Annotated in this window: 14 protein-coding genes; 5 read left to right on the top strand and 9 right to left on the bottom strand. The window is 43.9% G+C overall.

Translation table 11 applies throughout. The features are described from left to right. Window positions 1-259: 259 nt before the first annotated feature. The 9 genes from AC1DRQ_RS04975 to AC1DRQ_RS04935 form a co-directional block, all read right to left on the bottom strand. Window positions 260-2,365: a CehA/McbA family metallohydrolase domain-containing protein gene (locus AC1DRQ_RS04975; protein WP_477422575.1), complete on the bottom strand. Its 2,106-nt coding sequence runs from the start codon at window positions 2,363-2,365 to the stop codon at window positions 260-262. An 18-nt stretch (window positions 2,366-2,383) separates the two neighbouring features. Then, window positions 2,384-3,460 (bottom strand): cellulase family glycosylhydrolase, encoded by a 1,077-nt coding sequence (locus tag AC1DRQ_RS04970; protein WP_477422574.1) that lies wholly within the window; start codon window positions 3,458-3,460, stop codon window positions 2,384-2,386. A gap of 3 nt (window positions 3,461-3,463) precedes the next feature. Beyond that, the gene (locus tag AC1DRQ_RS04965) at window positions 3,464-4,651 is read right to left on the bottom strand and encodes a sialidase family protein (protein WP_477422572.1); all 1,188 of its coding nucleotides are present in this window, start codon (window positions 4,649-4,651) and stop codon (window positions 3,464-3,466) included. Between the two features lie 6 nt (window positions 4,652-4,657). After that, window positions 4,658-5,695 carry a family 43 glycosylhydrolase gene (locus AC1DRQ_RS04960; protein WP_477422571.1) on the bottom strand — a complete coding sequence of 346 codons (1,038 nt, stop codon included), beginning with the start codon at window positions 5,693-5,695 and terminating at the stop codon, window positions 4,658-4,660. A gap of 29 nt (window positions 5,696-5,724) precedes the next feature. Further along, window positions 5,725-7,728 (bottom strand): beta-L-arabinofuranosidase domain-containing protein, encoded by a 2,004-nt coding sequence (locus AC1DRQ_RS04955; protein WP_477422569.1) that lies wholly within the window; start codon window positions 7,726-7,728, stop codon window positions 5,725-5,727. 86 nt (window positions 7,729-7,814) lie between these two features. Next, window positions 7,815-9,656: a glycoside hydrolase family 2 protein gene (locus AC1DRQ_RS04950; protein ID WP_477422568.1), complete on the bottom strand. Its 1,842-nt coding sequence runs from the start codon at window positions 9,654-9,656 to the stop codon at window positions 7,815-7,817. Between the two features lie 88 nt (window positions 9,657-9,744). After that, window positions 9,745-10,443, bottom strand: a complete 699-nt coding sequence (locus AC1DRQ_RS04945; RefSeq protein ID WP_477422566.1) for a DUF3823 domain-containing protein — start codon at window positions 10,441-10,443, stop codon at window positions 9,745-9,747. A 4-nt stretch (window positions 10,444-10,447) separates the two neighbouring features. Continuing rightward, window positions 10,448-12,397 carry a RagB/SusD family nutrient uptake outer membrane protein gene (locus AC1DRQ_RS04940; protein ID WP_429397002.1) on the bottom strand — a complete coding sequence of 650 codons (1,950 nt, stop codon included), beginning with the start codon at window positions 12,395-12,397 and terminating at the stop codon, window positions 10,448-10,450. Between the two features lie 24 nt (window positions 12,398-12,421). Next, window positions 12,422-15,646, bottom strand: a complete 3,225-nt coding sequence (locus AC1DRQ_RS04935; RefSeq protein ID WP_477422564.1) for a SusC/RagA family TonB-linked outer membrane protein — start codon at window positions 15,644-15,646, stop codon at window positions 12,422-12,424. Between the two features lie 192 nt (window positions 15,647-15,838). On the opposite strand from AC1DRQ_RS04935, the gene AC1DRQ_RS04930 reads away from it, so the two are divergent. From AC1DRQ_RS04930 to AC1DRQ_RS04910, 5 genes are all read left to right on the top strand, one after another. After that, complete coding sequence (locus tag AC1DRQ_RS04930; RefSeq protein ID WP_477422562.1) at window positions 15,839-19,834, top strand: hybrid sensor histidine kinase/response regulator transcription factor; 3,996 nt, start codon at window positions 15,839-15,841, stop codon at window positions 19,832-19,834. A gap of 18 nt (window positions 19,835-19,852) precedes the next feature. Beyond that, on the top strand, window positions 19,853-20,896 hold the full coding sequence (locus AC1DRQ_RS04925; RefSeq protein ID WP_477422561.1) for a glycoside hydrolase family 43 protein: 1,044 nt from the start codon (window positions 19,853-19,855) through the stop codon (window positions 20,894-20,896). Window positions 20,897-20,912: 16 nt separating this feature from the next. Next, window positions 20,913-21,053 carry a hypothetical protein gene (locus tag AC1DRQ_RS04920; protein WP_477422560.1) on the top strand — a complete coding sequence of 47 codons (141 nt, stop codon included), beginning with the start codon at window positions 20,913-20,915 and terminating at the stop codon, window positions 21,051-21,053. A 173-nt stretch (window positions 21,054-21,226) separates the two neighbouring features. Next, window positions 21,227-21,823 carry a short chain dehydrogenase gene (locus AC1DRQ_RS04915; RefSeq protein WP_477422558.1) on the top strand — a complete coding sequence of 199 codons (597 nt, stop codon included), beginning with the start codon at window positions 21,227-21,229 and terminating at the stop codon, window positions 21,821-21,823. A gap of 318 nt (window positions 21,824-22,141) precedes the next feature. Then, complete coding sequence (locus AC1DRQ_RS04910) at window positions 22,142-24,055, top strand: AMP-dependent synthetase/ligase (protein ID WP_477422557.1); 1,914 nt, start codon at window positions 22,142-22,144, stop codon at window positions 24,053-24,055. Window positions 24,056-24,420 lie beyond the last annotated feature (365 nt).

Below are 24,420 nucleotides of genomic sequence, written 5' to 3'. Positions count from 1 at the left end.
GTTAGGACAAAACTACTACTACAAAAATGTATTTCAAAATACAAAATGACTGACAATCAATTGTTTGTATTAGATACACTAAGTCATTTACCGCTATTAATCAAGGGGTTACCATATAATTTAACCATGATTTTTTATCGAAATATTTATAGCTGTATTATTGACGGAAATGGGTAAAAAAGGGCCATTATACATCATTTTTACATATTTTGTTCAGCTTATAATACCAATATTACAATATTTGCAAAACAACGGACAATTATTTAAACCAAACAGTTTGGGTAAAAGCACCATTAACCGCTGCATCCCAAATTTCTAAACGGGCCCAGGTCCTGCCCTTCAGGTCAACAGCGGCAGTAAATGTTTGCACACCAAAAGCTTTGGTATAATTGAGGTTGATATATTTGCGATAAACCTTTTTACCATCCCCCGAAACTATCTCTGCAAAATTCAGCGGGAATGTCCAGTCGGCTTTAAAACTGATGGTACTTTTGCCGTCAGCAGGAAGTTCAATGGTTTCGCCTGATTGATGACCATTCACTTTAAAATCGGCTATCAATATCTCGCCCGTGGTCGAGAAAAAACGCCCCTGCTGCAATACATCCAGCACAGGCTGCCAGCCATCTTTAAATCCGGGTTGTTTGTTTAGCCGCAGGTAGTTTACATTAAGATGCGCATACATTTCGTTCTCCGGCTCAATGGTAAACAGGTCGGCCTCTGAGAGCATTTTTTTCTGCAGACCCCAGTTATTCATATCGTCGAGCAGGTCGAGCGCCCGTTTGCCCAGCCGGGGTTGCGAAAGATCGGCAGGTATGGCCTTCCACGCTGCGCCTAAAAACCTGTCTGATTTGAAAAATGCTTCTTCTTTATAAGCATCAGGAAACCCGGTTGAACCCTTGGTACGTGCATGAGCGGTCCAGGCCAGACCATTTTCGGCTTTAAGCAGGGCGAGCATATCATTTTTATCCCCTATATGATAAACTTTACCGTGTTCGGCATCCGTGGTTACCAATGACGTGCCCGGTTTGCGCGACATGATCCAGTAAACCGGTTTTGGAAAAAATTCCAGCCAGTGGCCTCCAAAAAATTCATTAGGCTCCTCACCGGGTAACAATAAAAAGTTAGTTGATGACAATCGCCTGCATTGCTCAAACAATGATTTTAATTCCCGTAAACGTTGTTCATCCGGTCCTTTAGGGTGGGCGGTGTAATGAAACTCGGCGAGGTGAACAATATTTACACCCAATCTTTTAAAAACATCAACAAACGAGGGATTATCCGGAACAGGCTTACCAGCCAGTACCACGCTCATAATAAACTCATTATGAAAATGACTCGTCATGGTTTTATAACCAGACAAAGGCTTATAGCTGTCGTTATGGGTATATCGCTTAACATTAGCTAATAATCCTGCCGCGTCGCCTGTACTCAACAGGCAGAAAAAGTTTAGCCGCTGCTTTGTGCCCGGAGGCGCGTTAAACCAGGGTACATAACGCTTATCGCCAGTCAACTCCTGCCTTATGCCCAGTCCATAACCAGTAAGCATGTTGCGGTAATTATTCCCATACCAAACAAATTTGAGGTTAAAGGCTTCATCAAGCGGATAAAAATATTGATGCGGTGCAGGAAATACAGCAATGCTGCCACCTGCGTTTGAGCCAATGATGGTTCTGTATTTTACGGCGAGGTTTTTAGCGGTATCCGGCTGGTTGCTATTATCTGTTTGCAGGTGCTCATATACATCGCTCCAGCTTACTTTTTTTACCGGTTGTTGTTTCGCTACTAACCCGGCATCGTATAATATGGCGGTAGAATCGACCTGCGTAGTTATCACCGACGCTACGTTAAAAAGCGGCTGACCATTATAAAGAGTAATCTCCAGATCACCTTTAAAGTTTGGCGCTTCTATACCGGCTATCGTTATCGTAGTACGTGAACCGGATGTACTGACACTGACATCCTTTTTATTAAAATCAACTTTATACGAATGATGGGGCTTTGAGGGAACCTTATCAAAAAATATATTCCAGYCGTTTTGAGATACCAGGTCGCGCTTACCCACTGTAAGTATAAACTGCGGGGCAACATCGTTAATTATCTGCTTGTATATGCCGTTGCTGCTTAGCTGAACGCTTTGAAACAATGGAGCATCTTTACTCAAATTAAGCACCAGGCGGCCATTACTGTTACTACCCGCGGGCCAGGTAACCGTAACATGGTCATGATCTGTTTTTAAACTTACTCCTGATTTAGTGTTAAAGTTTTTCAGGTTGACGACCTGCGCATTAACCCTGTTTGTATTAAACAGGGTTAAAACCAGGCCGCCTGATATCAGCAGGAATAAATATTTGAGTTTAGTTTTCATAACCATCGGTATATGTACCTACTTTCCCCTGTTGGTTAAACTTTTTATAAGTTGTGTTTCTTCAGGTTTGTAAGGCGTGCCATCTTTATGAAAAATATCATGGAACCATAATTTAGGTTCGCTGCCATCGGGCATAGGGGTATCCCAGGCATAAATGGTATTGGTTTTACCCGATACAAAACCCCAGTTTATGGCACCCACATTTTCTTTTTTCAACATAGGCAGTACCGTGCTGAACAGGCTGTTGCGCGGACGGGCCATATACTCGGTACAGATCAGCGGGCGACCTATCATTTTCAGGAACTGCACCGTTTTTAAATGTTCCGGCTCGGGCGAGTAATCATGGTAGGTAATTATATCTGAGTTGGCTACCTGGTAGGCGTTTAAGTTTTCCAGCTTCCAGCTCCATACACCGGCGCTAATCGGCTGACTTGGGTTTATTGCTCTTGCCCATTTAAAAGTATTCTTTAACAGTGGTAATGATTTATCTCCCTTGTCTGAGTTACCAGGTTCGTTATATAAATCCCAAAGCAATATGCGCTTGTCGGTTGCAAAGCGCTTTAATACGTCTTTAACATATTTTTCAAGCGGTGGGAAATTGGCAGCGTTATCAGAAGCAGGCTGACCGGGGTCCTGCATCCAGCCAGAATTGTGGATGCCTGGTTTTGGCTCTGGCTGTTTGCCTGTTTTGGGCACTTTGTTCCAGCAATCGTCAAAAAATACAAACATGGTTTGGATGCCGTGCTTACTGGAAATGGCAAGGTATTGATCCATGCGTTTTTTAAAACCTTCAGGGTCCTGCTGCCAGGCCAGGTGATGCAGGAATACACGCATTACATTCATGCCGATGCCCTGCGCATAGCCAAGTTCTTTATCAATGGTTTTAGGATCGAAGCTATCGGCTTGCCACATTTCCAGCTGATTTATAGCTGTGCTGGGTATAAAATCGCTGCCTACCAGCCACTGGTGCTGGGCGTACCATGCTTTTGCTTTTTGTTGCGACCATACCTGTGCGGGCGCTTTTTGTTGAGCCGATAGTTGTACGCTGAACAGCATTAACAATGCCCCAGCCAATAATTTTAATTTAGTTTGCATGTATTAGTGGTTAGTAGTTTTATTAAGTTTTTTATTGGTTAACCGCCCCTTTATCATCCAAATGGCGGTGTAATTATTATAGGCATTGGTTGATGTCAGGGCTATTATGGTATCGTCATGAAGCACGCATAGTGAGTTCCACAATCCATGTTTGTTAACCGGGATTTTAAAAGGCGCACCCACTTGCACAAAATTTTCGCCGTTGCTATTGCCTACCGCCACCTGCATACAGGCCAGCTCCCAGTTACCGCTCCTGTTCATGGTACTTTGGTATGATAAAACAGTTTCACCACTATGCAGCTGGCGCAAATATGGACCACCGGCATAAACTGTGTCTGGCAGTTTGGGTGTTAGGGCATAAGTACGTTCATTATCATTGGGTCCAACCGTTTTTTGCCAGTTTTGACTAAAACTATTGCGGATGATGGAGGGTTTAAACTGGCCCTTAACATTATCTTCAATGGAAAAAAGTATCTCTTTTGTCCCGTTCAGAATAATAGGAACCGGCATCCCATCACGGTGACCGGGGGTGAAGGAAACTATCTCCGGTTGCTTTGTCCAGTTCAATCCATTATCTTTTGATCTGAAAATAGATATGTTTTGTTCGTTCGAACTGGTGTAGATCCCTTCATTTGAAAAATACAATTGTATTTCGCCTGATGGAAGCTGCAGCTGCGATGGCTCCCAGCAGCCGTTCTCAAACTGAGAGCCTGCCTGATATATCAGCCGTTCATCACCCCAGGTTTTACCCCCATCATAGCTTTTTTTAGTACAGATGGCAAAATGCTTTGTAGTATCCCAGCTACCATTTACTTTATGCGGCCGCGGATTATACGATGCCAGCAAGGAGCGATCCTTTAACTCCAGAATTTCGGGAACAGCCATGTTAATACCCGGAACCGCCTGAGCTATAATTACTGGGGTAAGCCATGTTTTGCCCAGGTTATTGCTCGTGATGCACTCCACACCTCCAGCGCTTTCATAAACGCATAACAAATGGCCATTGCTTAGCTGTATCATGCGGGCATAATTTGCACCAGCACTTCCCTGTAAAGGAGCAACTTGTTTTAGGGATGCCTGATCCCATATAATGTTAACAGACGATGGAATTTGTTTAATAGCAGATCCATGTTGTCCCATTACCAAATGCGGGGTCAATAAACAGAGTAACCATATCAATATCCTTTTCATCAGCAATTATTTATCATTCATATCATCAAGCCAAAAATTGAATGGTTTATCCCGGTCGCAGGTTAGTGTGCCGTTATTAAACTCCAGTTCGGCGGCGTGGATGGATGTGCGCTTGGTTGAATAGGAATAGCAGCCATCCTTATCCAATTCCCCACTATCCTGGTGCGTTTTGCGGCCGGGATGGGTAAAGTAAATGATATAAGCGTGATCACCGCTTACTACTACATCGGCATGAGCGCCGGTTGGGGTATCATCGCGGCGATGGCCGGGTGTATCCAGTACCAAACCCTGCTGCTCCCATGTTTGTGCATCTTTTGAACGGTAAACCCGCTGACCGTGCCACTCGTCGGTTATCATCCAGTAATAGTTTTTAAACCGGAAAATCTTGGGGCCTTCATGTGCCTTGCCGCCAATAGCGGGCTTATCATCAACCTTCCAGTTCACAAAGTCGGTACTTTGGGCGGTCATGGTGATACTGCCCAGTTTTTGGTCTTTGTACCACATATGCCATTTACCATCGGGCAATTTCATCAGGGTTGGGTCGATGATGTTGTGATCGGGCAGGTTTAACTTTCCCTCATACTTCCAGTTCCAGAGGTTTTTACTGGTATAATGTACCAGGTGTGCGTCGCCGCCCCATTGCGTGTAAACGCCAGGGATGTAAACTACAAACATGTGGTAAATGCCTCTATCGTAAATCACATCAGGCGCCCAAAAGGTATTTTGGCCTTGTTCAAACTCTAAATTCAAAGCTCCTTTATAAACCCAGCTATGCCCATGATCTTTCGAGGTAGCTACACCTATGGCCGAGCCATAACAATATGCCACACCCGGCGATTGCACATTTGCCCTGCGCTGGGTATACAACATCGTCCACTCCTTTTCGGCATGGTTATAGGCCAAAACAGGATCGGCCGCGCCATCATATATTGGGTCGCGGTAAAGCGGCGATGGCGGCTGATGGGTTATCGTTTCCGGAGTTTGCGCCTTTGCCTGTATATTACATAGCAGCAACAGGGTTAAACACGTGATAATACCTTTCAATTTTATTTAATTATAAGTTTAAAATCCATTTATTCGGCTACCGGAAATGAGGAGATCCTTAACCTTGCCCCTCCCATTGGAACGAGTGTTAACTGAGCTACAGGCTGATCGGTTTTTACCGGGCTTTGAGGTAATACGCCGCAAAGTCCATACTGATCAATTGTCCAGCCGGGAATTTTTTTGCCTTTTGCCTTGAGCTCTATCGGTGCATTGGCATTGGTAAAAGGATTATTGTCCTTTGGCCAGCTCTTGTGAATGATCTCAATAGAATTTTCAGGGTGCTGTTCATCGATCACTAAACCATAGTTCCAGGCCGAAGCAGGATGAATCTCATACGATGGCCATTTTCCCGGATCGGCAGTGGCTTGCCAGTGCGAATCGCCCTGGGTTGATTCTCTCCCATCTTTTTCGGTGTACTGCTCATCAATTTTCAGTGAATAAGTAAGCGGACCATAGTTTACGCTCACACTGTTTTTGTTGGCAGCCCATTGGCGTACTTTTAATTGCATAGGTAGATGCAGGGTTACTTTATCGCCGTTTTTCCAGGTTTTGGCCAGTTTTATATAATCGCCGGTGCCTGTATTTACTTGTATGGGTATGCCATTTACTTTTACAGTCGCACCTTTACACCATTCGGGTATACGCAGGTAAAGTGGAAAATTCACCGCCTTTGCAGTATTTACCGTAAAATTCACCTGATCCTCAAAAGGATATTTAGTGGTTTCGGTTAAAGTTACAGCTACTCCGTTGCCCACTTTGGCATTAACCTGCCCTTGTGTATAAAGCCCAGCCGCTAAGCCATTGTCGGGAGTGGCCATCCAGCTATTCTCGGCATAATAAACCCAGCCGGCGGCGTGGTTATGCTGGCAGCAGCGGCTGCTAAAGGGGTTCATCATTAAAAACGGACCTTCGTTAGCTATGCCCGGATTATGGTTTTTGCTATCGCTCACTACCATATTTGGCGCGGTTAAATAGCGCAATGACCGGTAATCGGGCATAAAAGCGGCGGAGAAAGTGTTAAATGCCACATCCTCACAATTCTCGGCCCAGGAGCGATCGCCGGTATTGGCCAGCAGCATTTGGTCTGATGTCATTTGCTCTACCATGCCACAGGTTTCAACAGCCTGGCGCGGGTCATCATATCCCTTACGTGCATTTTCATCAGCACCAAACATACCTCCCGGAACCTGGCCATATATGGTACGGATCAGTTTAAAATCGTTATAGGTAGCATCCAGGTCTTTTTGATCATGGCTTTGCAGATAAAACGTTGCCGGCTCCCTGAAACATTGGGCCACGTTTACATTATGCCAGTTGGGCAGGTCGTTGGCCTGGCGCCAATTGGCGGTATTTTTATCGAGCTTGGCAGCAAGGTCAAGCAGGAATTTATCGCCGGTGCGGTTGTACAGCCAGTATACACTGGTCATGTTATCGCCGCCACGACTATTTTCCCAATAATCTTCTAAAAACTTATTATCAGGTATGGATAGTTCATACTTAAAATATTTGGTCATGAAAGGGATCACCCGGGGATCTTTGGTGTACTCATAGTAAGATTGCAGGCACCATAACATGGGCATGTTTGTCCATAGGTCCCGGTTACCTTTATTTGTTCTGTCCGGACCAAAATCGCCCTTATCACGCTGGTTGTTTAGTACCGCGTCAATCCAAAACTTTGCTTCGGCAATCATCTTTTTATCACCCAGCATATAGCCTATGTTGGCATAACCCTTTAACCAATACGGCAGTTCCTCCCAGCCGTACTTGCCTTTACCTTCTTTATTCAGCCAGGCATTGTCTGTTTTAGATAGCCATACACTGATCTCACCTAAATTACCGGTAAGGCCATCGCGCTGCAGTTCCAGCGCTTTTTTTAACCAGCCACCGGCCTTTATACTCCCTACCGGCAATTTGGTAAAATATTGCTTTTGCAGCGGGGCACGATTATTCACATAAAAAGCATTTAACTGCTGGTTATTAACTTTGGTTACCGTGGTAGCTTTAACACCTGTTTGAGCAGTTGCAGCGTACATACCTGAACATGCAAAAGCTGTGATTAAGCAGATTCCTCTTTTAATGTGGCTTATTTTGTTTTTAAAATGCATAACTGGCTGGTGTATTATTTTACTAACGATGGATCATACAGTTTAACGTTCACCTTTTGTAACTGTTCAACAGGCATTTTAATTACCTTACGGTCATAGGTCATAAAACCGTTCACTTCGCCTTCCACGTCGGTGGTTTGGGTATATACCGCTGCAGACAGGCCTAATTTAATTAACTCCTGCAACCTGTCGGTAAAGGAGCTATACACTTTAAACAGATCATCAGCATTTTTGAAATTCCGGTAACCCCAGTTTTTATTGGCTTGCCAGGTATGCCCGTCAACAGGCCAGCCTAAGCCGCCAAATTCACCTAAAACTACAGCTTGTGTTTTACCAAATATTTCGGGCCGAGGCATGGCAGGGTGAGGGTAATTATGCAGGTCGACTATATGACCGGTAGTATAAAAGTTACCCCCACTGGCGCTGTTCACCAATCTCGACGGATCTTTTTTCATAGTCCATTCTGTGATCTCTACGGTTTTAAATTGTCCCCAGGCCTCGTTAAATGGTGTCCATACTACAATGCATGGGTAATTATACAATGCGTTGATAATAGCGTTCCACTCCTTACGGTAGTAGCCTTCAGATTCGGGTGTGCGTTGCTGATCTGTCGCTTTATCCAATACACCGGGTCTGTTTTCCCAATGGTTACCCAAATCGCCGCTGGGCATATCCTGCCATAGCAGCATACCTGTTTTATCGCAATAAGTGTAATAACGGGCAGGCTCAACCTTGATGTGCTTACGGATCATGTTAAAGCCCATGGCTTTCAGCTTATCAATGTCAAAGTTCATGGCCTCATCCGTTGGCGGGGTGTACAAACCATCGGGCCACCAACCCTGGTCAAGCGGACCGTATTCAAATACAAATTTATTGTTCAGCAACATGCGCTGTACACCATTAGCATCAGGACCCAATGATATTTTACGCATGGCGAAATAGCTTTTTACTTCATCAACCGGTTTATTATTTCTGATGACAGCTACCTGCAGATCATACAGGAAAGGACTGGTTGTTGACCACAGCTTCTGATCCTTAATATTCAGAACAGCTGTGCTGCCTGCGTCTATTATTTTTTCGTCAACCTGTGTTTTGCCATCCCATGCGGTGATCTTCAATTTATCGCCGGGTTGGCTATTGGTAACTTCGGCCGAAACCGTAAGTGTGTGATCGTCAATATTGGGAGTTTGTTTGGTGGCTTCAATATGCGTTTTTGCTACACCTTCCAGCCAAACGGTTTGCCAGATACCGGTAACCGGGGTGTACCAGATACCTTCGGGCTTTTTAACTTGTTTACCACGCGGCTGCGGACCATCATCTGTTGGATCCCACACGCTTACTTTTATTTCCTGTTTGGAGCCGCCTTTTAAATATGGGGTTATGTTAAATGTAAAGGGATCAAAACCGCCCTCGTGTATACCTGCGCTTTTACCGTTCACAAAAACCTCGGTACGCCAGTCAACCGCGCCAAAATGCAGCAGCACATCCTTACCTTTTATGGTTTTGTTGAGGCTGATGGTGGTTTTATACCACAGCATACTGTCTTTACCTACAGTTTTACCAACACCAGAAAGTGCTGATTCTACCGCGAAAGGAACCAGTATTTCACCTGTGTATTTAGCCGGTCCGGTTACCGCTTTGGGGACTATAGCATAACTCCACAACCCATTTAAGTTTTGCCAGTTGGCCCTAACCAGTTGCGGCCGGGGATATTCGGGCAGTGGCGCCTTCGGATCAACCTTTTCGGCCCAGGGCGTGGTGATCTTATCTTTTAGGAGGTGCCAGTTACTTTCTTGAGCATTGGCTGATAATGTAGCTGAGATTAAGAGCGATAAACAAAGATTACGTTTTTTCATCAGGTGTTAACAGGGTCAGTAATAGAATATTAAAGAGTTACATTTTAAAATTAGGGTCATACCTAAGCATGACCCTAATTTACTGTATTTAGTACGACAACTTCACCAACGGCGAAAATATCATATCCTCCACCCCGGCTATCTTGATGCCTACACGGGCAAAAACATAGTTTTGTGAGGGCGAAATACCGGGAATATTTACATTCATGGTGATGTTATTTAAGCTGCCGATGGCTGATCCGGCAAGATCAGTGACCGCGATATTATCGCCACCGGATACAAACTGGGTTTTGTTGATGTATAAGCTAACCCTGTCGATATCCTTCGCGTTGGCATCGGTAACCACTTTTTCAATGTTGAAGGTTGCCGTTACTTTTCCGCTGGCGGCAGTTAGTTTGGCATCCCTGATCATGTAGAACGGGGTTACCTCTACATCTAAAGTTTGACTGCCTGTAAGCGAAACAGCTACAGAATCCCTTTTACCTGATGATAGTTCCTTCCACAGGAATGGGCCCTGATTAGGCGGAATGGTAAATTTATAGTTACCCTTAAACAGCAGGGACGAGTATGTACCATCCTGCCCAAAGGTTTGACCGATGGGGCCTACTTTACCAAAACCCGGTTGATAAAGCTCATAAGGCACCTGGTTGTATTCAACTCCTATGGCTTCGCCCTTGTACACCAACCTGCCGGTAAGCTTTAATGAAGGCGCGTCATAATTATCTTTCTTACAACCCAGGGTTGCCAGCAAGAGCGCCAGTATGATATAATGAAATTTCATTTTCATGATCTTATTGATTTGGTTGTTTAACAATTTTAGGATTGGCCGATATTACATCATTACCAATTTGTGAGTAATAATTACCTAACTGAAACCTGTTACGTCCGGTTACAGGGGCCGGTAACACTTCTTTAAATAGCCACTTACCGTTGTTAGCATTACCCGGATTGTAATATTTATATGGCCATAAACCATAAGGCTGCGTGTTACGTTTTTTGGCGTTGCCGATGTTGGTAACCAGGTCTGTAACGGTCATAGGGGTACCGTCCCAAACGGAGGTTGCCAGTCGCCAGCGTTTCATATCAAACAGGGTGTGTCCTTCAAATACCAGTTCCACACGGCGTTCATGAACAATCCTGTCAAACGTAATATCAGCAGTTGTTAGCGGGGTTGTTAAACCAACGCGGGCTCTTACCTGGTTCATATAACCGGCAGCTACTGATGTTTGGCCCAATTCAAAAGCCGCTTCAGCAGCATTTAACAAAACTTCGGCATAACGGTAGCGGATAAAGGCAACATCGCTGCCACGGCCCCTACGCCCTGAACCTACCGTTGGATCAAGATATTTACGAATATAAAAACCGGTTTGTGACCTAAACTCCTGGCCGTTTACCACGCCATCTTTACCTACTACCTGTACTGCTGTTGATGTGCCTGGCAGTGGTTTTAAATGCCCTGCATCATCACTGGTAAGTACACTGCCATCTGCTAACTGATAGCCTGCCCAAACATCGGTCTTTTTACCTTTAAATGAACCACCAGGTAAAAGTATGGTACCGGCAAGTCTTGCATCGCGGCCGGCAAAAATATCCAGCTGGTTCGCGTAGTATATTGGGTTGCCGGAGCCATCTTTGGTTGCCATTGGCGCATAAGTGTTATCCAGTTTTTCAAAGGCTTCAACCAGGTTCAATGATGGGTTTAAACGCCCTGCATCCAAACCTTCGTCAGATATAGAAAATGGCTGATCGTTGGTAGTAAAGCCATGCACACGGCCGCTGTTTACTTTAAAATCCTCCACAAATATCGATTCCTGGTTTACGCTGCTTTTATCCAGAAAAACGGCAGCAAAATTATCGGCCAGATCAGGCAAAACTTTATAAAGCTGATAGGTACCCGCGGTGCCATTAATAATGGCCTGCGCCGCAGCTAAAGCTTTAGTATAATATCCGCTGGCCATGCCGGCTGGTATACCTACCTCGCCGCCAGACAAGGAAACCTGTGGCGTAGTAGCGCCGTATTTGGCTATAGAACCTGCATATAAAGCAGCCCTTGCTTCCATCGCTAACGCGGCGGCTTTAGTTGCCCTTGACTTTTCATTAACATCGGCCGGTAACAGATCCTTAATGGCCTCGGCCTCGCTTATCACAAAATCATATATTTCTGATTCCTTAGCGCGTGGCTTTTGCAGCGGTGTAACATTTCCTGTATAATCATAAGCAAGCGGATCGGTAATAAGCGGTACGCCACCCATCCTCTTAACCATTTCAAAATAGTAATTGGCACGCAGGAACCGGGCTTCGGCTATAAAACGGGTTTTATCGCCATCAGTAAGTTTGGTTGCTGCCGTAGCTCTTTGGATAAACAGGTTAAGATCGCGGATGTAACCATAATCCCAAATTTTCCATTCGCCATAGTCCCAGCCAGTTCTTTGTACAATAAAACTACTGCCATTCTCTGATGGAAAAGCCTCGCTAAAATCGGCAAAAGTGCGCCACCCGGGTTCGGTATCGCCTGAAGGGGATAAAGGATATTCTCTGGACGGATATCCATCCAGGCTCGAAAAATCTCTTTGCCTGTTATATAAGTCGCCCAATATGGATAACACCAGGGCCGGGTCTGAAAAGGCCAGCTCAGTAGGCAGTACCTGCTTTGGCGGCACATCTAAAAATGCACTATCTTTTTTGCATGATCCTGTACCTAACAGAATTGCAAACATGGTTATTGATAATATTTTTTTCATTTGAATTTAAACTTAGGGGATCAATTAAAAGGTTAAATTAACACCAAAGTTGAGCACCTTGCTTTGAGGGAATTGAAGCCCGTTATCGTCGTTAACTTCGGGGTCAACGGAGTATTGCTTCAGGTTATCGAACGAAAACAGGTTGTACGCATTTACATAAAATCTTGCCCGTTTGATCTTAACCCTGGTTAACCATTGTGATGGCAATGAATAACCCAGCTCTATAGTTCTGGCCCTTAAGTATTTTACACTGTGCAGCCAGAAAGTTGAATTCCGCTGTCCATTTAGTTCATAATCACTGTGGCCAAAACCCGGATTAACCCTGTTTGCAGGATATTTACCCGGCACCCAGGCACTGTTCACATTAAATGGATCTGAATGATGCCACCTGTCTTCGAAAATGGTGTTTAAGTTCCCGTTATTCTGGAATGCCCATCTTGATTCATAGTTCTGGAACCAGGTATAACCGGCAGCTCCCGAGAAATCGGCATGAAAATCAAAACCTTTATACGCGGCACCAAGTGTAAAACCGAAGTTAATATTAGGCTGTTTACCGCCACCAAAGCCAACAGGGCGTTCGTCATACTGGTCAATCTTACCATCGCCATTCTGATCTTTATACATCAGGTCGCCGGGCAGCAGGGAACGGTTGCCCTTGCCATCGTTATTGATGGTGTAATTGTTGATTTGCTCCTGTGATGTGAACTGACCAATTACCTCATACCCCCAGTCGATGTGTGAGTACCTGTTTTGGGTAGAGTTGCGGTATTGATCCCACGAGTTATAAAACAGTGGATTGTATTGCGTAAGATCTTTAGAGCGGGTAAATGAAAAATTACCACCCACATTAAAGCTTACCTGCCCAATTTTATTGTTATAGTTCAGGGAAATTTCCTCGCCGTACTGGGCATCGCTGTTAGCGTTTTCCTGCGGCAGCGAGTAACCAATTTCAATTGGAACTATAACATCATTTTTAGTGCCCAGCAGGCCGGTACGTTTCCTGTAAAAATAATCAATCGTTCCTGTTAACTTATTGTTCAGCAAGCTAAAATCCATACCTACATCGGTGATCTTGCTTTTTAACCACGAGATACGGTTAACCGGGATACCTTTATCCCTTGATACGGTTATGGCGTTACCATCCAATATCGCGGTACCCTGGTTATAGTTATATCCGGGTAAATAGGCATAAGCCGGAACGATAGGGTTAGCTGTGTTATTAGGATCCCTGTCATCACCCAATACACCGTATGATCCACGGATCTTTAAGTCGTTAAGCACGCTATTTTCGCCCAAAAGGCTTTTCATAAAACCTTCCTGGGTAATTCTCCAACCGGCAGATACGCCAGGGAAATAACCTACACGCCTATCGGGAGCAAACAAATAAGATGCATCCCTCCTGGCCGAAGCCTCTAAATAGTATTTATTATCGTAGTTATAGTTTACACGGCCTATGTAGCCAATACGGGCCTCTTTATTATCACTATCCTGATACTGATCAGTAGTAGGGAAATAAATGAGCGGCAAATTATTTGAAATTGGCGAAGCATGGATCCAGTTCCTTAAATGGTTAAGCTCAATACGCTCCGCAACAAAGGTGGCACCTATAGTGCTTTTGCCAAATGTATTATTGTAGTTTAACTGGGCTTGCATAGTTTTTGCAAACTCTTTTCTTTGTTCGCGCTCGCGCCACGGGTTGGTACTACCACCGGTTACATCATAAGTGCCGGTTGCGGGCCTGTAGGTGTAGGCATTGTAGGTATACTCCTGGTTGTTAAGCAAGTAATCGGCAATATAATAGGAGTATAATCCTTTAAGCGATAAGCCCTTAACACCGGGGATCTGATATTCGGCATTAAAGTTGGTTTGCAGAACACGCCAGTCGCTGTGATATAAACCCGACAGGTCTTTATTTAAAAACGCGTAATTTGATTCGGTATGGCCAATATCATTCAGATACGCGGGGTTATCATTGGCATAAGGCCGCTCTAACGGGGTGTTCCTTAATACGGCAAACTTGGCTAAAAAGTAATCATCGCCGCCCGGTACACCCGGATTTTCGCGGGTTTCAATACGCCCGTTAATATCCAGGCTCACTTTTAAACCATTAGCAACCTTAACAGAAACATTCGACTGGATATTGGAGCGGTTAAATTTATACTCCTTACCCAGTTGCGAGTTTTGAAACAGGTTAGTTGCCGATACATAATAGTTAACCTTATCTGTACCGCCGGTGAAGTTGGCGTTTACCGAATTTTGAGGAGCGTTGTTATTGCTTTTCAAAACGTAATCGCGCCAGTTAAAACTCCGGTAAGCCGGATCAGTACCTGCTTTGTATTTATCAAGCTCGGCCGGGGTTATGCTGGTTGAACCATTGGTATTCACATCAGCTTCGGCCTTGTAGCGCATATAATCATAGGAGCTGGTAAGCACGTTAGGGAACCTTGTCCAGTTTTGATAACCCGTATAGGCATCGATATTAATGCGGCTTTCACCCGATCCCTTTTTAGTGGTTACCACCACCACGCCATTGGCCGCGCGCACACCATATATAGCAGCCGAACCATCCTTTAACACGGTGATGCTTTCCACATCATTTGGCGAAAGGTTATTAAACTGGCCTTCATCCTGCTGTATGCCATCAATTACATACAATGGCGAACCCATGTTACGGATCTGGATGCTGGCGCTTGCTCCCGGCCGGCCCTCAGATTGCCTGAACGTTACGCCCGGAATTTTACCCGCCAGTCCGGTACTTACCGTTGAACCGGCATGTACCCGCTCCAGATCTTTACTGGTTACACTGGATATAGCACCCGTTATTGATTCCCGCCGCTGTGTACCGTATCCTGTTACCACAATTTCCTGCAGGGAGGAGTTTGCTGATTTAAGGCGGATATTGATAAGTGAACGGCCATTTATAGGCACTTCCTGGGTAGTAAAGCCTATATAGCTAACTACCAAAGTCCCGTTGGCATCGGGAGCAGTAAGATTAAATTTTCCTTTAACATCAGTTGTTGTACCGGCCTGGGTTCCTTTCACCCTGATCGCTACACCGGTTAGTACCTCGCCCGTAGTGTCGGCAACGGTACCACTCACCTGTATTTTGTTTTGGGCTGATGCCGGAAACGAAACAAGCAGGTAAATCATGCAGGAAAAAATAATTAATGTTACTTTTTGGCCCCATTTACTGGGCGGCCATTGCAAGCGGAAATACCCTACTTGCCTGAGTAGTAAAAATTTTCTCATAAATAATTTATTAATTGGTTAAGTTTTAATTTAAAAATGTACGATTGACAGATTTAAATTATACTGTAAAGAAAAAGGATTTTGTTTGCTGTTTATTAACCAAATCATATCAATTATTAGTCAAAAAGTATCATTTTTTACCAGGACGAAAACCCTTGGAGAGAATGGCTATATTTGTTTCAACGAACGATTTTGAGACCTACATATTTAATTTACTTATTATTTCTCCTGCCCTTTAATGTCTGCCATGCACAGTCGTATTACTTCAAGCATTACCAGGTAGAACAGGGCCTGTCAAACAACACGGTTTACTGCACCCTGCAGGATAAGCATGGATTTTTATGGTTTGGAACCAAGGATGGGCTTAACCGTTTTGATGGTTATACATTTAAAATTTTCAGGCATGATCCAAAGGATAAGAACAGTGTTTCGAGCAACATGATACATGCCCTAAGTCTGGATAAGGATGGCAATTTGTGGGTAGGCAATGACCAGGGACTTGATAAATACAATTTTAAAACTGAAAATTTTACACATGTAAACGCGTCAAACACCGATGCTGTACGGTGCATTGTGAACGACCAGAACAATAACTGCTGGTTTGTTGCCGGGCCAGTAGTTACAAAGTACAACATAAGATCAGGCAAAATAACTGATTATAAACCATTTCAGCATTTTGAAGCAACATCAATAGCGATCAATAATGATGGCTCAATTTGGGTATCATCAACAACAGGCTCATTAGAAAGACTGGATACCATAGGCCGCTCATTTATAAGCTATAGTATGTTTAAAAACTCTAAATGGGTAGCTTCAAACTTTATCGAAAAAATATACAGCGCCGGCAACAACAAAATATTTGTGGGTACTACCAACCAGGGCTTTAAGGAGTTTGATTGCGTTACAGGCAGCTACCGGGATCTTTTAACCTATAACCCCGATAAAACCGAGGTATATGTGCGTGACTTTGTAAAATACTCCGATAATGAGTTTTGGGTAGCCACAGAATCGGGCGTGTTTATTTATGATGTGCAAAAAGGTACTTTCATCAATCTTAAAAAGCATTTTAATGATCCTTATTCCATATCAGACAATGCTATTTACACCCTTTATAAAGACGCCGAAGGCGGCGTTTGGGCCGGGACTTACTTTGGTGGGGTAAACTATTATCCAAAACAATACTCCACCTTTAATAAGTTCTATCCTGGTTCTGATAAAACCGGCCTGCATGGTAACGTGGTACGCGAAATTTGCAAAGACATGTACGGCAACCTATGGATGGGCACCGAAGATAATGGCCTGAACAAGTTAAGTCCTGATAAACGCACCTGGACACATTATTACCCCGGTGTTAAAAACGGGATATCAAACACCAACATACATGGGTTACTGGCCAACGGTAACGAACTGTTTATTGGCACGTTTGAACGTGGTTTGGATATTCTGGACATACCCAGCGGCAAGGTAGTTAGGTATTATCTGGCTGGCAAGGCAAAAAACATGCTGAAAAGTAATTTTATAATTACCTTTTGCAAAACCCGGTCGGGCATTATTTTGGTTGGTACTACCCGCGGCCTTTACAGGTATAATACCACAACCAAAGATTTTACGCTTATAAACAGCGTTCCTTTTTATGATTTTATTTACTGCATAACAGAAGATCATAATGGAAAAATATGGGTAGGTACTGTACATGACGGCATTTACTTTTATGATCCCGACAATAATTCGGGTTACAAATTAAATGATAGCCATACCTCAACCAATGCGTTTAACAGCAGTACGGTTAACGGAATATTTGAAGACAGCGATCACCAGTTATGGTTTGCAACAGAAGGTTTGGGCTTGTGGAACTATGACCCGGTAAAGAAAAGCTATAAGTTTTATGACCTGAACAGTGGTTTCCCCAGTAATTACGTTTTCAGGATCCTGGAGGATGATCATAAGAACATTTGGGTAAGCACAACCCGCGGACTGGTATGTTTAAATATAACCAACAGGAATATAAAAATTTATACCAGGGCCAGTGGCCTCCTGAGCGACCAGTTTAATTATAACTCCGCTTTTAAAGATACGGATGGCACCATGTATTTTGGGTGTGTAAAGGGGATGGTAAGTTTTAACCCCTCGCAATTTAAAAAGAATGATTTTATCGCGCCGGTGTATATTACCGGTTTTCAGGTTCATAACCAGGAAATTTCTGTTAACGGTAGTGATTCATTGTTGCAGCGGTCAATTATTTGCACCAAACAAATTAACCTTAACCATAACCAATCCTCATTTAGTATTGATTTCGCGGCGTTGAGCTATCCATCGMCCGAGATGACCCAGTACAAATATATCATGAAGGGACTTGACCGTGGGTGGACGTCATTAAAAACAAACAGAAAGGTTTATTTCACCCAGCTTTTACCGGGGCATTATACGTTTATTGTTAAAGCAGCAAACTATAACGGCATATGGACACCACAGGAAACCCGGCTTGAAATTACCATAACCCCTCCGTTTTGGGAAAGCGTATGGGCTTATATTATTTATATCTTGCTTGTACTGCTTACCGTATATTATTTACTGAGGCAGTATCACCTTAAAACCCGCGAAAAAAATAAACGGTTAATTGAGATCCTGGAAAATGATAAAGAGAAACAGATTTATAATGCCAAAATAGAGTTTTTCACCAATGTAGCGCACGAGATCCGTACACCACTTACCCTTATCAAGGGGCCCATGGAAAAGGTGATCAAAAGAGCCGGGAGCGTTCCTGATATTCAGAACAATCTCCAAATAATGGAGAAGAATACCAACCGGCTTTTGGACCTTACCAACCAGCTGCTCGATTTCAGGAAGACCGAAACCAATGGCTTTAGCCTCAGTTTTGTTAAAACCGATATAACCGAACTGCTTGCCGATACCTTTTTAAGGTTTAAGCCTATGACCGAGCAAAAGAATATGCGTTATGAGTTTATCCATCAGCATAAAAATTTATATGCCTATGTGGATATTGAGGCTTTTACAAAAATTGTAAGCAACCTGATCAATAATGCCATTAAGTACGGCAAATCTGTTGTTGAGGTGGAATTGCTGGAACACCAGGAAGACGATTTCACTTTTTCTATCGAGATCAGAAATAATGGCTATATAGTGCCTTATGAAATGCGCGAAAAGATTTTTGAACCTTTCTTCAGGCTTAAGGAATCGGAGAAGCAGATAGGTACCGGTATAGGTTTGTCTTTATCCCGCTCACTGGCCGAGCTGCATAAAGGGGTGCTGGTATTAAACAAGTCTGTAAATGATCTGAATATTTTTATGCTTACCCTGCCTGTGCACCAGGAAAAGGAGTTTGACCTGTACAATACACCTGATGATTATGAACTGACTGATAAAAATAAAGAGGAGGATTTTGACTTTATGAAACCAATTATACTTTTAGTGGACGACAATCCCGAGATACTTGATTTTATTTCGGACGACCTGAGCGAAAAATATGCAGTTATTAAAGCCCTTAACGGCCAGGAAGCGCTTGATATGATCGAGATAGAGAACATTCAGCTCATTATTAGTGATGTAATGATGCCCGTAATGGATGGCTTTGAGCTGTGCAAAAAAATAAAGACCAATTTTGATTACAGCCATATCCCTATTATACTGCTTACCGCTAAAAACACCCTGCAAAGTAAAATTGAAGGGCTGGAAGTAGGTGCCGATGCTTATATCGAAAAACCATTCTCGCCCGAGCATCTGCAGGTGCAAATAGCCAACCTGCTCATCAACCGCAATAAAATAAGGGAGCATTTTGCAAGTTCGCCGCTGGCCAATATCAACACCATGGCCTACTCCAAACCCGATGAAAGCTTTTTAGACAGACTGAACGCGGCCATCAATAAAAACATCCAGAACCCTGATCTTGATGTGGAGCACATAGCAGGTTTAATGAATATGAGCAAGCCTACGCTGTATCGCAAGGTAAAAGCCATATCAAACCTTACCATTAATGAGCTCATTAACATAACCCGTTTAAAAGCCGCAGCCAAACTGCTAGAAGATGGCGATTATAAAATATATGAGGTGGCCAGCATGGTTGGTTACAGCTCACAATCGCATCTGGGCCGCAACTTTTTAAAACAGTTTGGCACTACCCCTACCGAGTATCAGCAAAACAAACGAAACCTTAAAACACGATCACTTTAACCGGTTACCTGATCAGCTATGAAAAAGATAACAAGCGCTTTTTGCCTTTTATTAATTACCACCATTACCTGTTTAGCCCAGCAAAAAGAGGCTGCAACATTCACCAATCCGCTGCTACCATCTGGTGCCGATCCCTGGGTTATATACAAAAACGGTTATTACTACTATACTAACACCGCTGGCCGCAACCTCGTGATCTGGAAAACCAAACATATAGCCGACCTGGATAAGGCCGGGAAAAAAACAATATGGACACCGCCCACTGGTACAGCCTACTCCAAAGAGTTATGGGCTCCTGAACTGCATTTTTTGAAAGGCAAATGGTATATGTACTTTGCTGCCGATGATGGGGATAACAACCATCACCGTTTATACGTAATTGAAAACGCGTCTGCTGATCCGATGCTGGGTGAATGGATATTTAAAGGACAGGTAGGCGACAGTACCAACAAATGGGCTATTGATGGATCGGTTTTTGAAAACAAAGGACAGCTATACATGATATGGGCCGGCTGGGAAGGCGACGTGAACGGGCAGCAGAATATTTATATCGCCAAAATGAAAGATCCTGTTACCATAAGCAGCGAACGTGTTAAAATATCGAGCCCTGAATATCAATGGGAAAAATATGGCGACCTGCATGACGATAACAACCCGGCCCATGTAAATGTAAACGAGGGCCCCGAAATACTGGTGCATAACAACAAGCTATTCCTCATTTACTCGGCAAGCGGCTGCTGGACGGATTATTATGCCCTTGGGATGCTTGCTACAACCACTAACAGCAATTTGCTTGATCCCGCTTCATGGAAAAAATCGTCGGAGCCGGTGTTTAAACAATCGCCCGAAAATGAAGTTTATGCGCCTGGGCATAATTCATTTTTTAAATCGCCAAACGGCAGGGAGGATTGGATACTTTACCATGCCAACTCAAAACCGGGCCAGGGCTGCGGTAAGGACCGTTCGCCACGGGCACAAAAGTTCAGCTGGAATAAAGATGGTTCTCCAAATTTTGGCGTCCCTGTAAAAGCGGGTACTGCGCTGCCTGTTCCAGGCGAATAGCAGACCACAGCAAGTCATGCCGAATTTATTTCGGCATCCCATAGGACAGGTTGGTCATCATAAAGGTGAATTTACAGGTGAGATGCTGAAACAAGTTCAGCATGACCTGTTTTATAATATTCAAACGACCTGTCACCCTGAGCCTGTCGAAGGGTAGTGCGCAGAGGCCTTCACCCACGAGTCTTCGACAGGCTCAGACTGACGGGCCTTTTTGGGGGTTGTATTTCATAACAATATATACCCGAAATTTTATGACACTGAAATAATTATTCACAATGAATTAATACCTAAACTGGCATTAATAATTTATTCATTAAAAACATCGGGCATATGAAAATAGTTGTTGTTGGCGCCAGTGGCACCATAGGTAAAAAAGTAACCGAAGCATTGCGCGGGGAAAATGAAATCATTACCGCTGGTTCCAAAAGCGGCGACGTGCAGGTTGATATTACTTCAAGCGAATCTATCGAAGCATTTTATAAACAAATTGGCAGTTTCGACGCGCTGGTTAGCGTTACCGGCAGTGCACATTTCGGACCATTGAATACCATGACAGCCAAAGACTTTGATAGTGGCTTACAGAACAAACTTTTAGGGCAGGTTAACTTGGTGCTTATCGGTCAGCATTATATTAATCCCAAAGGGTCATTTACCCTCACATCAGGCATTTTGGCCGACGACCCTATTGTACTTGGCGCCAACCTGAGCGCGGTAAATGCCGCCCTTAACGCCTTTGCCATGGCCGCCGCCATTGAACTGGAAAACGGCGTACGTATTAACACCGTAAGCGCCGGTGTGGTTGAAGATTCGCCTGGCTATTTCCCTTATTTCCCTGGTCATATACCTATTGAAATGAGTAAAGTGGCAAATGCCTACTATAAAAGCGTGTTTGGCGCTTTAACCGGGCAAACTATCAAGGTTTGGTAATTTTGTCTGAACCGGGATTAATGGGATTAAAGGATTTATAGGATTTTAGTTCTTTTCTCGTAAAAGACTTAGTTTTTCAATTCCCCTCTTGAGAGGGGGAGCGCAGGGCTGCGTTGTTGCAGGGGTGTGTTAACCGCGAGTAAATAACACACCCCTCCACCCCTCTCAAGAGGGGAATCGCACAAATCCTTACTCGTCACGCTCTGCCTCCCAGGCGCGGTTGGCCTCATCTAACCGAATGTGGGGATATGTGCCATTTCATTTTAGTTTTAACTTTAAAAAACATAAGTTTGATGCTTGTAAATCCTTTTAAATTTAATGAACCAGGTAATAGAACCGTCAACCGTTCCGGCATTTATCCGCAACGTTGTAGCCAATATCCATCCCGATAGCCAAACTTTTTTATTACATAAAGTAAAAGATACCTGGGTTGAGATAACTTACAGGCAGGCTTTGGATAAAATAGATGCCATATCTGCCTGGTTCCTGCACATGGGTATCAGGAAAGGCGATCGCCTTTCGCTGCTTATTGAGAACGGTCCGGATTATGTTTATTATGATCAGGCCCTGCAGCAGATCGGCGCTGTAAATACCTCCATATACCCCACCCTTACCGAAACCGAAATAGAATATATCCTGAACGATTCGGGCGCTAAAATCATTATTGCAGGTAACCCTTTCCTGTTCCGCAAGGTGCTTAAGGTGGCCAATAACTGTGAATCACTGATCCGTATTATCCCGGCATTTGATGATTTTGAAAAATACAGCGATAAACTGACCCTAAATGCCGGTGTTATTGGTTTTGACCAAGTGATACAGGAAGGTTTAGGCCTGATTGAGCAATACAAACATGCCATAAGTGCCGCCCGCGAGGCCATTTTATCATCAGATATTTCATGCCTTATTTATACATCGGGTACAACGGGCATACCTAAAGGGGTAATGCTTACGCACCATAACCTTACTCAAAACGTAATTAACAGCCTCATCCAAATCCCCTTTATCGAAAAAACCGATCTGTTCCTGTCATTCCTGCCGTTATCGCACGTGTTTGAACGTACGGCTACTTACCATATTTGCCTGTACAAAGGTTGTAAAATTGCCTTTGCCCAAAGCCTGGAGCTATTGGCCAAAAACATGGCCGAGGTTAAACCAACTGTACTTAATTGTGTACCCCGCCTGCTGGAGCGCATACATGACAAGGCTATTAAAAATGGAACATCAGCCGGAGGCGTAAAATCAAAGATATTTTTGTGGGCGCTGGAAATCGGCAAAAAATACCGTTTGGTAAAAGAAGCCGGCAAAACGCCGGGTGTAATTTTAAGTGGTCAGCAAAAAATTGCCGAAAAATTGGTATTCAGTAAAATTAAGGAAAAAACGGGTGGTCGCTTAAAGTTCATGGTATCGGGCGGCGGCGCCTTGCCCAAAAACATCGGCGAGTTTTTTGGCGATCTGGGCATTATAATATTAGAAGGTTTTGGTCTTACCGAAACATCACCTGTTATGGCCGTTACCGAGCATCACCGTGTAATATATGGTACCGTTGGCCGCATTATTCCGGGTATTGAGGTGGCTATTCAAAATGTAGATACGCAGCATATTTATACGATACAAACCCATGATAGCTTTAAAGAGGATCTGCAATCGGAAGAAGGGGAGATCATTGTTCGCGGGCATTGCGTAATGAAGGGTTACTGGAACAAACCCGAGGAAACCGCTACGGTTATTGACCCTCAGGGCTGGTTTCATACCGGCGATATCGGCCGCTTTTACAGGGGAAACCTGCAAATAACCGACCGTCTTAAAAACATGCTGGTGAATGCCTACGGCAAAAACATATATCCCACCCCGGTAGAAAACACCTACCTGAAAAGTCCTAAGATAGAGCAGGTATTTTTAGTGGGCGATAAACGCGAATATATTACGGCCATTATTGTGCCCTCGCGCGAAACCATGCAGGAAGCCTTCGGTCTCAAGGATGATTTTTTTGAGCAACCCAATGTATTTGTTGAAGATAAAGAACTGGTTGACTGGATTGGCCAGGACCTGCGCAAGCTCAGCAACGAACTGGCCAAGTTTGAGCGTATTAAAGCATTCAAAGTAAAACGCAACCCCTTCAGTATGGACGATGGCGAAATTACCCCTACCATGAAAGCCAAACGTAAGGTAATTGAAAAGAAATACGCCGCCGATATTGACGATATGTACCTGCAGGAAACAGAAGCGGATTAATAACCGTTGATTTTCTGTGATTGCATTGATTACGTTGATCTTTGCACGTGCTGCCGCGAGCCTCCGGCTCGTGGTTAACATGGTTTCAGCTTTCAGCTGAACTTGTAAGCCAAAGACTTACCTCATGCCTACCACGAGTTACGCTGCGCTAAACTCGCGGTAGCGTAAGAAATAAAAACGTTGTCATTTCGATAGAGCTGGGAAAGGGAATGCGGGTAGCGCGAAAGAGAAATCTTCTACACGGTGCAAAGCCCGTATGAAAAGTCGTATAAGATTTCTCCTCGTACCTCGTTCGAAATGACATGCGTTTTATTTCTTCCGAACACTTGTGGGCTGGAACTGAACGCCAACTCTTCAAATCAAGA

The sequence above is a fragment of the Mucilaginibacter sp. P4_E8 genome (genome assembly GCF_056401495.1).
This window is presented reverse-complemented; position numbering and strand designations above follow the sequence as displayed.